The sequence below is a fragment of the Segetibacter koreensis DSM 18137 genome, assembly GCF_000374045.1.
GTDB classification, from domain to species: domain Bacteria; phylum Bacteroidota; class Bacteroidia; order Chitinophagales; family Chitinophagaceae; genus Segetibacter; species Segetibacter koreensis.
The window spans coordinates 136254-151875 of the sequence record NZ_KB893314.1 but is presented as its reverse complement, the minus strand read 5'-3'; the positions used below and the strand labels follow the sequence as shown (position 1 = coordinate 151875).

15 protein-coding genes are annotated in these 15622 nt (G+C 38.4%); all 15 read left to right on the top strand.

All coding sequences use genetic code 11. From position 1 onward, the window contains the following. The first annotated feature begins 18 nt into the window (after positions 1-18). On the top strand, positions 19-4050 hold the full coding sequence (locus tag B154_RS27330; protein ID WP_018611083.1) for a response regulator: 4032 nt from the start codon (positions 19-21) through the stop codon (positions 4048-4050). A 94-nt stretch (positions 4051-4144) separates the two neighbouring features. Beyond that, complete coding sequence (locus tag B154_RS0100765) at positions 4145-4516, top strand: response regulator (protein WP_018611081.1); 372 nt, start codon at positions 4145-4147, stop codon at positions 4514-4516. A gap of 11 nt (positions 4517-4527) precedes the next feature. Beyond that, on the top strand, positions 4528-5349 hold the full coding sequence (locus B154_RS0100760; RefSeq protein ID WP_018611079.1) for a CheR family methyltransferase: 822 nt from the start codon (positions 4528-4530) through the stop codon (positions 5347-5349). Next, positions 5331-5909 (top strand): chemotaxis protein CheB, encoded by a 579-nt coding sequence (locus B154_RS0100755; protein WP_018611077.1) that lies wholly within the window; start codon positions 5331-5333, stop codon positions 5907-5909. Before B154_RS0100760 ends, B154_RS0100755 begins: the two co-directional genes overlap by 19 nt. Positions 5910-6217: 308 nt before the next feature. Next, the gene (locus tag B154_RS0100750; RefSeq protein WP_018611074.1) at positions 6218-6781 is read left to right on the top strand and encodes an NADH-quinone oxidoreductase subunit B; all 564 of its coding nucleotides are present in this window, start codon (positions 6218-6220) and stop codon (positions 6779-6781) included. 168 nt (positions 6782-6949) lie between these two features. Further along, the gene (locus tag B154_RS0100745) at positions 6950-7537 is read left to right on the top strand and encodes an NADH-quinone oxidoreductase subunit C (RefSeq protein ID WP_018611073.1); all 588 of its coding nucleotides are present in this window, start codon (positions 6950-6952) and stop codon (positions 7535-7537) included. A gap of 76 nt (positions 7538-7613) precedes the next feature. After that, positions 7614-8843, top strand: coding sequence for an NADH-quinone oxidoreductase subunit D (locus tag B154_RS0100740; RefSeq protein ID WP_018611072.1), 1230 nt, complete (start codon positions 7614-7616; stop codon positions 8841-8843). 68 nt (positions 8844-8911) lie between these two features. Continuing rightward, positions 8912-9412 (top strand): NADH-quinone oxidoreductase subunit NuoE family protein, encoded by a 501-nt coding sequence (locus tag B154_RS0100735; RefSeq protein ID WP_018611071.1) that lies wholly within the window; start codon positions 8912-8914, stop codon positions 9410-9412. A gap of 3 nt (positions 9413-9415) precedes the next feature. Continuing rightward, positions 9416-9853 (top strand): nuclear transport factor 2 family protein, encoded by a 438-nt coding sequence (locus B154_RS0100730; protein WP_018611070.1) that lies wholly within the window; start codon positions 9416-9418, stop codon positions 9851-9853. Positions 9854-9870: 17 nt separating this feature from the next. Then, the gene (locus B154_RS0100725) at positions 9871-10278 is read left to right on the top strand and encodes a VOC family protein (RefSeq protein WP_018611068.1); all 408 of its coding nucleotides are present in this window, start codon (positions 9871-9873) and stop codon (positions 10276-10278) included. A 69-nt stretch (positions 10279-10347) separates the two neighbouring features. Continuing rightward, a complete protein-coding gene (gene nuoF, locus B154_RS0100720) occupies positions 10348-11691 on the top strand; it encodes an NADH-quinone oxidoreductase subunit NuoF (protein ID WP_018611066.1) in 1344 nt (447 codons plus the stop codon). 75 nt (positions 11692-11766) lie between these two features. After that, positions 11767-12915 (top strand): NADH-quinone oxidoreductase subunit G, encoded by a 1149-nt coding sequence (locus tag B154_RS0100715; protein ID WP_018611064.1) that lies wholly within the window; start codon positions 11767-11769, stop codon positions 12913-12915. A gap of 236 nt (positions 12916-13151) precedes the next feature. Continuing rightward, entirely contained in the window at positions 13152-14207 is a 1056-nt protein-coding gene (gene nuoH / locus B154_RS0100710) for an NADH-quinone oxidoreductase subunit NuoH (RefSeq protein ID WP_018611062.1), read from the top strand. A 246-nt stretch (positions 14208-14453) separates the two neighbouring features. After that, a complete protein-coding gene (locus B154_RS0100705) occupies positions 14454-15002 on the top strand; it encodes a NuoI/complex I 23 kDa subunit family protein (protein WP_018611060.1) in 549 nt (182 codons plus the stop codon). Between the two features lie 22 nt (positions 15003-15024). Further along, positions 15025-15528 (top strand): NADH-quinone oxidoreductase subunit J family protein, encoded by a 504-nt coding sequence (locus B154_RS0100700; RefSeq protein WP_018611059.1) that lies wholly within the window; start codon positions 15025-15027, stop codon positions 15526-15528. Positions 15529-15622 lie beyond the last annotated feature (94 nt).

Here is a 15622-nt window from a genome sequence, read left to right as displayed (position 1 = left end):
AATAAGGCTCTAAACAATATGAATAGTTTTTTTAGCAAGTTGGCTCTCCCTGCGAAACTAATGCTTATAGCGTTTCTTCCGCTTGTCTTTTTTATTTTCCTTGCTTCAGAAGTATATAAAGAAAAAACAGAAAGAATAAATATACTTGAGGAATATCAAAAGCGTATCGACAGGTCATCGGCCATAAGTGGACTTATTGATGAACTACAAACTGAAAGGCGCTACAGTTTCGGGTACGTGATAAAAAAAGACAATCAAAACCAGTTGGTATTGCAACGGGTAAAAACAGATGAAGCGTATAATAAGCTAAAGGACTCTACAGATGAAATGTTAACAGGCTTTGATGGTTATACAATGCTCAATCGGCTTGAAGACACACGCCGTATGATTGATGGCAATCGTATCTCGCCTGAGGATTTAATGAACTTTTATACCAATACTATTTTCAGATTAAACAATTTAAATAACGTTTCTGCCGGTAACATTATTTACCTTAGGCCTGTAAGCCGTGAACTCGCAGGTCAGAAATTGCTTTCTGAACTTATAACCTATCTTGGAATACTAAGGGCAAACATATATTATGATTTGTATAAAAAAGTTCCGCCCGCTCAAATTATTACCCAACTACATAATATTTATGATATATACAATTCTTTTCAAACGGAATTTTTAATTAAATCTTCTACCAAATCGATTTTTAATTACAACAAAATAAGGAATAGAGGTGATTTGAAAACAACGATTCAATACCTTGATAACCTCTTTTATAAAGGGAATATTGATAATACTTTAAATGCAGAAACCTGGTGGACGATTTCTGCAAACGGAGTAGACGAATTAAAAAAACTGCAGAGAAATTTGTTAAGACAAGTTGATGACTCTGTAAACATTATTTATACCAACGAAAAGAATGACAAAAGAGATACTCTTATTTTTATTGTTATTGGTTTGATCACTGTAGTCATTATAGTTACTTATACTATCACAGTTATAAATAAAATGTTGACTGAAGTAAACGTTGCTGCAGAAAAAATCTCTGAAGGAAAGACTGGTGTATCGTTTACTATCAAATCTCGTGATGTAATAGGTAAAGTTGCGGAATCTATTTTAAAAATAGATGCAAATAACAAAGTGCTGGCAGACGCTGCAGATGCTATAGGACAAGGAAACTTTAATGTGGTAATAACACCCAGGAGTGAAGAAGATATTCTTTCAAATTCTATAAAAAGAATGACGCTGGCGCTGCGCGGCTTTAATAAGGAAAACCAGGATAAGATATGGATACATACAGGAGTTGAAGCAGTAAACGACAGCATAGCAGGTGAAAAAGACGTGTGTTTAGTGGCAAAAGACGCACTAAATGCTTTAGTTGGTTATTTGGGTTGCGAGGTGGGTTTGTTCTATTCATTAGAAAATAACGTTTTAGAATATAAAGCAGGTTATGCTGTTCCCGATGTAAACACTGTTCCGGCGAAAATTAAATTAGGAGAAACCCTGGTGGGACAGGCTGCTTTGAAAAACGAAACTCTTTATCTGCAAGACCTGCCAGATGAATATATGGTAATAAAGTCAGCTACCGGAAGTGCGAAGCCAAAACATGTTTTAATAATTCCTTTGGTGCGCGAAAAAGTGCTGGAAGGTGTTATAGAAATCGGATCTCTATCTGCGTTTAGCGATACGGCACTCGCAATGGTTGAACAGGTAAAATCAAATATTACTGTTGCGCTGATAACTGCAAAGAACCGTGCCCGCTTGCAGGAGCTTTTGGATAGAACAAAGTCGCAGGCGGAAGAATTAAGGGTGCAGCACAGTGAGCTTGAAAACATGAACACCGAACTGGAGGCACAGGCCCAAAAGCTGCAGGCATCAGAAGAGGAGCTCCGCGTACAACAGGAAGAGTTGATGCAGACCAACCAGGAACTGGAAGAACGTACAAAAATAGTTGAAGAAAGAAACCAGTTAATTGTAGAGCGAAATATAGAAATACAGCAAAAGGCCCGGGAGTTAGAGTTGAGCACTCGGTATAAGTCAGAATTTCTTGCTAACATGTCTCATGAACTAAGAACACCTCTTAACTCTATTTTATTGTTATCAAGATTACTTGCAGAAAATACACAAAAAAATCTTTCGGGCGAGCAGGTAGAATATGCACAGGTTATACAAAGCTCGGGCAATGGTTTATTAGCGTTAATAGATGAGATACTTGATTTGTCTAAAATAGAGGCTGGTAAAATGGAGCTTGAATTTGATAAAGTTGATATTACAACAATTACCAATGACCTTCAATCACTATTTTCACCAATAGCAAAAGAAAAAAAGCTGGATTTTAGTATAAGTATAGATGAAGATGTTTCCCCTTCTATCGAAACCGACAAGATGAGACTTGGGCAGGTTTTAAAAAATCTTATTTCAAATGCACTCAAGTTCACGTCTAACGGGTGTGTAAAAGTTCATGTGTCTAATGCGTCTGAGAACAGTTCATTTATAGCTTTTTCCGTTAAAGACACCGGCATAGGTATTGTCAAAGAAAAGCAGCAAATGATATTCGAAGCGTTTCAACAGGAGGATGGCTCTACCCGTAGAAAATTCGGTGGTACAGGATTAGGATTATCAATCAGCAGGCAACTAAGTAAGCTGTTGGGAGGAGAAATAAGTGTAACAAGCGAGCCTGGCAAAGGAAGCGAATTTATTGTTCATATACCTAAGACAAGATCTGTTGAAAAAAACAAAGAAAAGCCTTCCGTTTTTGATGATATTGCGTTAGAAATCCCGGTAAAAGAAACAGGAGAAAATAGATCACCGGAGAATTCAGAACCTAAAACTCCCTTAATTTCTCCTGTAGTGCAGGACGACAGAAACAGTGTTTCAGCTAATGACAAAACGATATTGATTGTTGAAGATGACATAGCTTTTGCAAAAGCTTTACTCGACTATACGCGCTCAAAAGGATACAAAGCGGTCGTGGCCGTAAGAGGTGATGAAGGTATCGATTTGGCGCGGGAATATAATCCTACAGGCATTTTGCTCGATATTCAGCTTCCTGTAAAAGATGGGTGGGAGGTAATGGAAGAATTAAAGAGTAATCCTTTTACCCGCCATATTCCCGTACATATGATGTCGGCGAATTCTGCAAGGAAAGAAAGCCTGCAAAAAGGTGCTATCGATTTTATAAATAAGCCGGTAGCCGTAGAACAATTGCAGCAAGTGTTTAAAAAAATAGAACAGGTAGTTTCACGACGAGGTAAAAAAGTCCTGATCGTAGAAGAGAACCCAAAACATGCCCAGGCCCTCGCTTATTTTCTTCAGACTTTTAATATAAAACCGGAAATTTCAAATAATATTAATACTGGAATTACAGCATTAAAACGTGAAGATGTAGAATGTGTTATTCTTGACATGGGTATTCCTGATACGAATGCCTACGAAACGCTGGAAACAATACGGAAAGATAACGAACTTGAAAATTTGCCCATTATTATTTTCACGGGTAAAAACCTTTCTAAAGGCGAAGAACAAAAAATAAAACAATATGCTGATTCTATTGTTATTAAAACCGCTTTTTCTTATCAGCGCATATTAGATGAGGTTTCACTGTTCCTGCATCTTGTGGAAGAGAATAAGCAAAATGAAAAACAGCCCGCCAAGTATAAAAATTCAGGAATCCTTATAGAAGTTTTAAGTGATAAAACAATATTAATTGTTGATGATGATGTTAGAAACATTTTTTCCCTGACAAAAGTCTTAGAGCAAAATAATATGAAAGTATTATCTGCAATGGACGGGGAAGAAGCATTAACACGCTTAGAGGAAAATACTGATGTAGACATTGTGCTCATGGATGTAATGATGCCGGTTATGGATGGCTATGAGGCCACAAAAAAAATAAGAGAAAATTTTAAATATAAAGATCTGCCAATAATAGCTGTCACGGCAAAGGCAATGACAGGAGACAGGGAAAAGTGTGTTGAGGCAGGAGCTTCCGATTATATCTCCAAGCCTGTCGACATAGATCAGTTGCTTTCGCTGCTTCGTGTGTGGCTGTATGAATAGACCTGCTACGGTTCCATATGGTCACAAATACCCGTTGGGGTTTTCGGAAACGGAAGCCAGTAATGAAACAGTTTAATTAATCCAATTGCTGGAAATGAATGAATTGCAAAAACAAGTTCTTATAATAGATGACGATAGTCGAAACATTTTTGCTTTAAAAGCCACCCTTGTTTCACAGGGGTATACTTGTTATACATCTTTAACTGCCCGGGAAGGAATAGACCTGCTGTTACAGAATTCAGGTATAAAGATTGTATTAATGGACATGATGATGCCAGAAATGGATGGTTATGAAGCAATAAACAGAATTAGAAATAATAATAAATTGTCGTTCTTAACAGTAATTGCAGTGACTGCACAAGCTATGACTGGTGACAAGGAGAAATGCCTGAAGGCCGGGGCCGATGATTATATTTCTAAACCTGTTAATGTAGATGAATTGCTTAAGAAATTGGACAAATTTTAAAAATAGTATCTGTGGAATTAGGAACAATTGACGACGATGAATTAGATATTTTACTAAATGATTTGCTGGAGGTATATGGATATGATTTCACAGATTACTCCCGCGCTTCTTTAAAAAGGCGGGTAAACCGGTTGCTCCAGATAGATAAGTTTCCAAGCTTTGCTGAGTTTCGCTATAAAGTAAGAGCCAGCCCCGAATATTTAAAAAGGTTTGTTGAAGAAATTACGGTGAATGTAACAGAAATGTTTCGTGATCCTTTTTTTTACAAAGTTCTTCGCCTTGAGATTTTGCCGGTGCTGTCTACTTATCCTCTCATTCGTATATGGCACGCAGGCTGCTCAACTGGTGAAGAAGTATATTCTATGGCCATAATGCTGCAGGAGGCAAACTTGTTACAAAAATCCTTGCTATATGCTACCGATTTAAATCCTGATGTCATAAAAAAAGCAATGGCAGGCATCTTTCCTTTAAGCCAAATGAAACAATATTCGGAAAACTACATTCTTTCAGGCGGTATCCGCGATTTTTCCTCCTACTACTCTGCCAAATACAATCATGTAAAGTTTAATGAGGATTTGCGGGCTAAAGTAATATTTGCCACCCATAACCTGGTATCAGATCGCTCTTTTAATGAATTTCAATTAATTTTATGTAGGAATGTTTTAATTTATTTTGATCATAATTTGCAGCAGAAAGTATTCACCCTTTTCGACCAAAGTCTGGAACCATTAGGTTTTTTAGCGCTAGGCAATAAAGAAACGCTGCGCTTTTCTTCTCTTTCATCAAAGTATAACCAGGTTGGAAAGGAAAAAATATGGAGAAAAGTAGCATAAGGCATCATTGCAGTCTTCTTATTATCGGCGGTTCTGCCGGTAGTCTTGATGTCATACTCATGCTACTTCCATCTTTGCGGCCAGGTTTATCATTTCCCATTATTATTGTACTTCATAGAAAAAATAGTTTTGACTCAACTTTGACTGATCTTTTGGCTTCTAAAACCACGCTCCCGGTGAAAGAGGCAGAAGAAAAAGATATTCTTACACCCGGTATTATTTATGTTGCTCCCGCAGATTATCATTTGCTTGTAGAAAAAGATGGAACCTTGTCACTTGATTATTCAGAAAAGGTAAATTATAGCAGGCCCAGTATAGATGTTACTTTTGAAACCGCAGCAGAAGCGTTCGGTCCTGAATTAGTTTGCCTGTTGCTTTCGGGCGCAAGTGCTGACGGTACAGAAGGTTTGAAAGTAGTAAAAAAACATGACGGAATAGTGATTGTGCAAAATCCTGTTACGGCTAAAGTTGCATATATGCCCCAACATGCTATCGCAGACGTAGTGGTAGATCGTATAATTGATGCCAGTGAAATAGATGAACTCGTAAATACATTATAATCCGCCGTAAACGAAATTTTGCTGGTATAATAATTTATGAGAAAGTTATAATATTATTTTTTTTACTATTAAAAGTTTTCTGCCGTTTTTTCGTTTATTATAATTATTAACCGTTTTTAAATAACTATATAAGTAACTAATTGTTGTTTTATTATAGAAACTGATAGATTCTGTTTAAATCATTTGACTGTAATTGACACACTTGTATTACTTTTGACATTAAATTACAGCCATCATAAGGCTTCTGCTTTTTATGAGATTATTATTCGTATTGTAGTTATTTGAGGATGAATAAAATCAGATAAATTATGGGTCGTCCAGTAAGATTTCACACACAGGTTAAGGAGTTAGAAGCTCCTGAAAGTTATATGGGAGAAGGGTTTATGGCTACTTCTTTTGAGAAGATTGTAGGTATCGCCCGAAAAAATTCAATATGGCCTTTACCATTTGCTACAAGTTGTTGCGGCATCGAGTTTATGGCAACGATGGGTTCACACTATGATATGTCACGTTTTGGAAGTGAGAGATTAGGTTTTTCGCCGCGCCAGTGTGATTTATTAATGGTTATGGGCACCATAGCAAAAAAAATGGCTCCGATTGTAAAACAAGTTTACCTGCAAATGGCAGAGCCAAGGTGGGTAATGGCAGTGGGTGCATGTGCCTGCTCCGGTGGTATATTTGACTCCTACAGCGTACTACAGGGTATTGACCAGGTAGTTCCGGTAGATGTGTATGTACCAGGTTGTCCTCCACGACCTGAAGCTATTATAGATGGCGTTTTACGTATTCAGGATTTAGTGCATAATGAAAGCCTGCGGCGCAGAAATGGTGAAACCTACAAGGGGTTGATGGAGAGCTACGGAATACAATAGAAAGACATGTCAGGTTGGACACTTGAATAGTTTGAAAGGTTTTAAAACCGGGATTGAGATTTTTTAATTTAACTGTCAGAAATGAATAAATGCAAGAATTTGAAAGTTTACAAAAATCAATAGGTTTTCAAATTTTCAGATTACTTCATTTTCAAATTAATATAATAAATGCCGTTAAATAACGAACTGATTAAACAACGCTTACAGGAAAAATTTGGAGATGTACTGGATGGCTTTGAAGAGCCCTACGGAATGCTTACCTTTTCTGCCCCCCGCGATTTGAACCTGAAAGTAATGCAGTTTTTATATGATGATGCAGAATTGCAGTTTACCTTTCTTACTGATTTATGTGCAGTTCATTTTCCTGATAGGACAGGGGAGGAACTGGCTGTGGTATATCACCTGCACAATCTTGTTGAGAATGTCCGCATAAGATTTAAAGTGTATCTCCCTATTCAACAGCCGGATGTTTTTACTGCTACAAAACTTTTTGAAGCTGCAAACTGGATGGAAAGAGAGACCTATGATTTTTACGGCGTTAATTTCATCGGTCATCCTAATTTAAAGCGTATTTTAAACGTTGATGAGATGGATTATTTCCCAATGCGCAAGGAATACCCGCTTGAAGACCAAAGCAGAATTGACAAGGATGATGAAATGTTTGGCAGGGGCGGCAGTGACGATTTTGGTGATGAAAGAGCACAAGATGCTCCAAAAACAATTAGTGAAGCTGACAAGGATAACACCTGGTTATAAAAGCGTTGCGGTACAAGTGAGTGACACAACGATGCTGAATAGAATTACAAAGGGCTGACTACATAAAAAATAAAGAATGTCTGTTGCAGAACATCATAGAAGACTTCCGGACGGAAGTATAGAGAAGACGACAACCACCCTTAACCTGGGACCGACGCATCCGGCTACGCATGGGGTGTTTCAAAATATATTGGAAGTTGATGGAGAAAGAATTGTAGATGCAGAACAAACCGTTGGCTATATACATCGTGCATTTGAAAAAATAGCAGAGCGTCGGCCTTTGTACCAGATAACGCCTTTGACTGACAGGTTAAATTATTGCAGCAGCCCTATAAATAACATGGGCTGGCATATGACATGTGAAAAACTTTTAGGGATAAGCCTTCCCAAACGTGTTGAGTACCTTCGTATTATTATAATGGAGCTTGCACGAATTGCTGATCATCTTATTTGCAACTCTGTAATTGGCGTGGATACGGGTGCTTTTACAGGCTTTTTATACGTGATGCAATACCGTGAATTGATTTATGAAATATGGGAAGAAGTGTGTGGTAGCCGTTTAACGACCAACATTGGTCGTATCGGAGGTTTTGAAAGAAACTTTAATGATATTGCTTTTAGAAAGCTTGAAAAGTTTTTAGATGAATACCCGAAGGTTTTGAAAGAGTTTGAAAACCTTTTTACCCGCAACCGTATTTTTATGGAGCGTACCCAGGGAGTAGGAGGAATTGGTGCTGAAAGAGCGCTTAATTATGGATTTACCGGTCCAAATCTTCGTGCAGCGGGCGTTGATTATGATGTTCGTGTTCATTCGCCTTATAGCAGTTATGAAGATTTTGATTTCAATGTTCCTGTTGGTAAAACAGGGGATGTGTATGATCGTTTCCTGGTTCGTAATGAAGAAATGAGGCAATCGCTTAGTATAATAAGACAGGCTTACCAGAAAGTACAGGATTTTAAGGGAAAGGATGCTGAAGTTTTTCATGCTGACGCTCCCGAATATTATTTACCTGAGAAGAAAGACGTTTATACCAAAATGGAAGCCTTGATCTATCATTTTAAGATAATTATGGGCGAAGTTGAAATGCCGGTGGGAGAAGTATATCATAGTGTTGAGGGAGGAAATGGCGAATTGGGATTTTATTTAATAAGTGACGGTGGACGCACGCCTTTCAGGTTACACTTCCGCAGGCCATGTTTTATATATTACCAGGCATTTACGGAATTGGTAAAAGGCAGTATGTTAAGCGATGCAATCATTTGTATGAGTTCACTTAACCTCATTGCAGGTGAAATGGATGGCTAGAAAATTAAAAATTAAAAATTAAAAATGAAAGTGCTTTTACCTTTTCATTTTTGCATTTTGTTTTATAAATGATACAATTTTCGGAAAAGAGTTTATCTAAAGTACAGGAAATCATAGCACGATATCCTGAAGGGAAACAGAAAAGCGCATTGCTACCTGTACTTCACTTGGCACAGGAAGAATTTGGCGGCTGGTTAGACGTACCTGTAATGGATTACGTAGCCGGGCTACTTGATATTACTCCAATTGAAGTATATGAAGTAGCGACCTTCTACAGCATGTACAATATGAAACCGGTAGGTAAATTTCTTTTTGAGGTTTGTCAAACGGGTCCATGTATGTTGAGAGGAAGCGACGATATAATTAATTATATAAAAAGCAAATTAGGAATAAATGTAGGTGAAACTACGCCTGATGGTCTATTTACTTTAAAAACTGTTGAATGCCTGGGCGCATGCGGCTATGCTCCGATGATGCAGTTAGGTAAACTCTTCCGGGAGCATTTAACACCTGAAAAAGTAGATGCCATCATTGAAGAATGCCGTAGTTTTTCAGCTATAAACAATTAATGCATGGAAAAATTATTATTGATCTTATTGCTGTCTTTTTTTGCTTCAACTGTTTTTAGCCAGTCAGGTAAAGATGCTGAAGTCTGGACAAAAGTTGAGGCCTTAAATAAGGCAGTGTTCGAAACTAAAGACAGTGCGGCGATACAGGATTTGGTAGCTGAGAATGTTACTTACGGTCATTCCACTGGCGTTTTAGAAAATAAGCCCGTAATGCTTCATAACGCAGTGCACTCGCTGGAATCTTATAAAGATTTGTCATTAGAACGGCTAAGCACTACTTATGCAGGACAATCAGCTATAATTCGTTATATTCTTCGTGCTCAGGTTTCTAAAGAAGGCAGTACATATCCTTTAAATATCGGAATCATGCAGGTGTGGGCAAAGGATAAAGGAAAGTGGAGGTTATTTGCAAGACAGGCAGTTAAGGTTAATCCTAAGTAACTATAATCTGAACTTATATGAAACTTGTACCTTATATACATTTTCAGGGAAACGCCGAAGAAGCAATGAATTTTTATGCAACCGCTTTAGGAGGTAGTATTGCTTACCTTCAACGATATGGCGACAGTCCTATGCCTTCCGATGAGGATTACAAACAGAAGATAATGCATGGCAGATTAACATTTGGTGACAACCTTATAATGATCTCTGATGTTTTTAAAGGCCAGGAAGTTTCTACTGATGGAAATATCCAGCTATCAGTTGACGTTTTAGAAAATGAGGAACTTGAGTCAGTTTTTAATAAAATGGCCGAAGGCGGAACGGTTGCGATGCCTTTGCAGGATACTTTCTGGGGAGCCCGGTTTGGAATGCTGAAAGACAAATTTGGCGTAAGCTGGATGTTTAACCAGGAATTGAAAAAGTAGGTTTTTTAATGTAAGTATTGCACAATTAAGATAACAAGATATTAAAAGTCCTTTTTGGATTTAAGGCATATGAAATTATTATTAGATAAGGCAAACGTTGAAGGTATTCGTTTTTACGAAGCATACCGCAAAAACGGCGGTTATTCTTCTGTGGAAAAGGCTTTCAAAATGGCGCCGGCCGATATTGTGGAAGAGGTTAAAAAAAGTGGACTGCGAGGACGGGGCGGTGCTGGTTTTCCGACAGGATTGAAATGGAGTTTTCTTGCTAAGCCTGAAGGTATACCTCGTTACCTTGTTTGCAATGCAGATGAGAGTGAACCCGGTACATTTAAAGACCGGTATTTGATGGAGTTTTTGCCCCATTTGTTAATTGAGGGCTTAATTATATCGTCTTTTGCTTTAGGAAGCAACAGGACCTATATTTATATACGTGGAGAGTATGCATGGATACCGGATATTTTAGAGCAGGCTATTTATGAGGCAAACCAAAACGGCTGGCTGGGTAAGAACATCTTAGGAAGCGGCTTTGACTGCCAGATCTATGTACAGCGTGGTGCAGGAGCTTACATTTGCGGTGAGGAAACAGCCTTAATTGAAAGCCTTGAAGGTAAAAGAGGAAATCCAAGAATAAAACCACCTTTTCCCGCAATCAAAGGTTTATGGGATTGTCCTACAGTGGTAAATAATGTAGAAACTTTAGCTGCGATCGTTCCTATAATAAATATGGGAGGAATTGAGTATGCGAAGATTGGGATAGGTAAATCTACCGGCACAAAATTAATAAGCGCCTGTGGAAATATCAACAAGCCTGGCGTTTATGAAATAGACATGACCATTAGTGTTGAAGAATTCATTTATAGTGACGAGTATTGTGGTGGCATACCTAACGGTAAAAGATTAAAGGCATGTATTCCCGGTGGATCATCGGTTCCTATCTTACCTGCTAACCTGTTACTAAAGACCGCAAAAGGCGAAACACGTTATATGAATTATGAAAGTTTATCTGACGGCGGATTTGCTACCGGGAGCATGATGGGTTCCGGAGGTTTTATAGTATTGGATGAAGACCAATGTGTGGTGCGTAATACGTTAACTTTAGCTCGTTTTTACCATCATGAAAGTTGTGGACAATGCAGCCCTTGTAGGGAAGGCACCGGATGGATGAAACGGGTTTTGTATAACATTGAATATGGAAAAGGTAAGTTGAGTGATATAGATCTGTTATGGGATATTCAAAGGAAGATTGAAGGAAATACCATTTGTCCGCTGGGGGACGCAGCCGCTTGGCCCGTAGCAGCAGCAATCAGGCATTTTAGAGACGAGTTTGAGTGGCATGTATTAAATCCTGAAGAATCCCAGGTAAGAAATTTTGGATTGGCACATTATGCTGATGCGAGGGAAGTGGTTGCATAAGCACTTTTAAATTGGATACAAACTATACAAAAATTTACGTCTCTGCCAGTATGGCGATACGTAAAACAATATAATATGGCTGAAGAAGTAAAAAAAGAGGTTCCGCAAATGTTTAAAGTAACCATTGACAATATAACAGTCGAGGTTGCTCCGGGAACATCCATCTTGCTTGCGGCAAGAAAGATTGGCGGTGATGTAACACCACCGGCTATGTGCTTTTACAGTAAGCTGAAAGGAAGCGGTGGCAAGTGCAGGACATGCCTTGTAGAGGTAGCCGCGGGCTCAACGGCTGATCCTCGCCCCATGCCAAAATTGGTGGCAAGTTGCCGTACCAACGTGATGGATGGAATGATTGTAAAAAGCATCACCAGCGAAAAAGTTTTGGATGCACGTAAGGGAATTGTCGAATTTTTATTGTTAAATCATCCTTTAGACTGTCCTATTTGCGACCAGGCAGGCGAATGTCATTTGCAGGACTTAAGCTACGAACATGGAAGCGAAGGCACCCGTTACGAGTTTCAACGAAGGTTGTTCGAACGGGAGGACATAGGGCCATATATTCAACTGCACATGACACGTTGCATACTTTGCTATCGTTGTACATATGTTGCTGACCAGATTACTAATACTCGTGTTCACGGTATTCTCGATCGCGGTGAGCATGCGCAAATAAGCACTTATATCTCTAAAGCTATCGACAACGATTTTAGCGGAAATATGATTGATGTTTGCCCGGTAGGTGCACTAACGGACAGAACATTCCGTTTTAAAAATCGTGTGTGGTTTTTAAAACCAATGGATGCACACAGAGACTGTGATAAGTGCTGTGGACGAGTAACTTTATGGAACCGTGGAGATGAAGTGTTTAGGGTAACTGCCCGAAAAGATGAGTGGGGTGAAGTGGAAGATGCACCGGATGGAAAACCAGGATGGATTTGCAACACATGCCGCTTCGATAAAAAGAAGACAAGCGACTGGATTATTGAGGGGCCGAGGAAGATAAAAAGGCACTCAGTCATTTCAGCCGGACATTATGTTGGAACTAAAAAACCGCATGAAACTATTGCAGAAGTAATGGGTGGAAGACATCCTAAATTACTGATGGATATACATACTGTAAGCGAAGTAAATAAAAATTCTGTACACTTAAGCGCCATAGAAGGACCTGCAACGGCTGAAGTTTTCAATAACGGGAAGGGTACAGTATTACCTTCGCCTAAATAACTTTAAGCATGGTTTTGAAAAATGATGATAGTAAGAAGATAATCAGCAATTATCAAAGATAAATCTGTAAGAAAATTTGGCAATTTCGTTTCCTGCATAAGGAGTGAGGCAGATGAGAAAAAGGATTACATGTAATGTTATACATATTTTAGATAGACTTGAACGGTTGTGAGCCGTCACACAAATGGTTATAACAAAACTTAAAAGGATTATTGAAAAACTTATAAAAGAATTTGATGACTCTACTAGCTATTGATTGGACTTTATTAATTGAAAAACTTGTATTAATTGCAGTAATTATTACAGCTTCACTGGTCATTGCCATGTATGCTACGTATGGAGAGCGAAAAGTTGCAGCGATCCTACAGGATCGGGTTGGTCCAAACAGAGCCGGCCCTTTCGGTCTTTTACAACCACTTGCAGATGGTATGAAATTATTCTTTAAAGAAGAAATTATACCAAATACATCAAATAAGTTATTGTTTGTCTTAGGCCCATGCCTTGCAATGCTTACTGCTATGATGACCAGTGCGGTAATTCCGTGGGGCAATGAAATTCATTTTACTTTATTTGGTGCTGACCGTCATATACCATTGCAGATAGCTGATATTAACATTGGTGTTCTTTTCATTTTTGGTGTTGTAAGTACCGGTGTTTATGGAATTATGATAGGTGGATGGGCAAGTAATAATAAATTTTCTCTAATGGCTGCTATGCGGGGTGCGTCGCAGGTGATTAGTTACGAGCTTGCTATGGGGCTTTCTTTTATTGCCTTGCTAATGCTTACCGGTTCATTAAGTATGAAGACGATTGTTGAGCAGCAGGTACACGGCCACTGGAATATTATTTACCAACCCCTTGGTTTTCTCATTTTTTTAATTTGTGCTTTTGCAGAATGTAACAGAGCGCCTTTTGATTTGCCGGAGGCGGAGAATGAACTGAACTTTGGTTATCACCAGGAGTATTCAAGTATGAAGTTAGGCTTTTACCTTTTCGCTGAATATATCAATATGTTTATAAGTAGTGTTATTATGGCTACATTGTATTTCGGAGGTTACGACGTTCCGTTTCTAAATGAAGCTAACCTGCCTGTTAATATCGCGGCACTTATAGGCGTCGTAGCATTGTTAGTCAAAGCGTTTATTTTTATTTTCATATTCATGTGGGTACGCTGGACATTGCCACGTTTTCGTTATGACCAATTAATGAACTTGGGGTGGAAATCTTTAATTCCACTGGCCCTGGTAAATATGTTTATTACTGGCGCGGTTATTTTGTGGAGACAGGGCTAGTTTGAATGCTCACACAACAAGCAATGTTTAGAAAAAAACGAATAAGGTCTAAGTTATAATCAGTAGTATTAGGTCATGGGCACGGCTTCAAACGTTTAAGAAATAGAATGCCTGCTAACAAAAGATTTACAAAAAGTAGCGTTACAGATTTAGGGTAAATAAAAGTTGGTAGGATAGCAGTAGAAAAATATTTTTGCAATCATTTTTAAAGAAGCTTTAGTCTTAAATTGACAAGCTTTGAACAATATGCAACCGTTAACAAAGAAAGTAAAACAACTTGAGCGTAAGCCAATGACCTTGCTGGAAAGGATATACCTTCCATCAATATTTAAAGGCATGGCTATTACGTTTAGCCATATATTTAAAAAAGTTCCTACTATTCGTTATCCTGAAGAGAAACGACCATTCGCGAAGGTGTTTCGGGGACTACAGGTATTGAACAGGGATGAAGAAGGACGCGAACGCTGTACTGCCTGCGGATTGTGCGCATTAGCATGCCCTGCAGAAGCAATAACAATGGAGGCGGCAGAAAGACAAAGAGGAGAAGAAAACTTGTATCGGGAAGAAAAGTATGCGGCAAAGTATGAAATAAACATGCTTAGGTGCATCTTTTGTGGATTGTGTGAAGAGGCTTGTCCTAAAGATGCGATTTATTTAAGTGAAACTTTTGCGCCTGCTAACTACAAGCGAAAAGGATTTATATATGGTAAAGAGGATTTGCTGATACCTGACCCGCTGACACAGCCTGAAGAATATGAAAAGGCAAAAGGGGAAAGAGCACCTGCAACACATTAAAGCCCTTTACTAACTGTAACTAATGAGTACAACTGCAATATTATTCTGGTTCCTGTCTGCCCTGGCCCTCCTGAGTGCCACAATGGTTTTGATAAGCAAAAATCCTGTACACAGTATATTATGGCTTATCATTGTTTTCTTTGCAATTTCAGGTCACTATATTTTACTAAATGCACAGTTTATAGCAATAGTTAATCTTATTGTATATGCAGGGGCTATCATGGTACTTTTTCTCTTTGTAGTGATGCTTATGAATCTTAACAGCGACTCCGAACCGCAGAAAAACAACCGATTGAGACTTGCAGGCACAATTGCTGGTGGTTGTCTTATGCTTATAATGATTGATGTAGTGAGAAGCGCCTCCGAAGTGCAAAATGCTACCGCAATGGTGAGAGAAGGAAATATAGGATTGATAAAAACACTAGGTAAAGTATTATTTGTCGATTATGTAGTACCATTTGAAATTACGAGTGTTTTGTTTTTAAGTGCAATGATCGGAGCTGTAGTGATAGGGAAGAAAGATTAGCGTTATCGTTACAGGGGAAATAACGAAGCGAATATTACATTGAAAAGAATTTTATTTATAAATACCTTAAGTCCGGTTGGATTTAAGTGTTAAA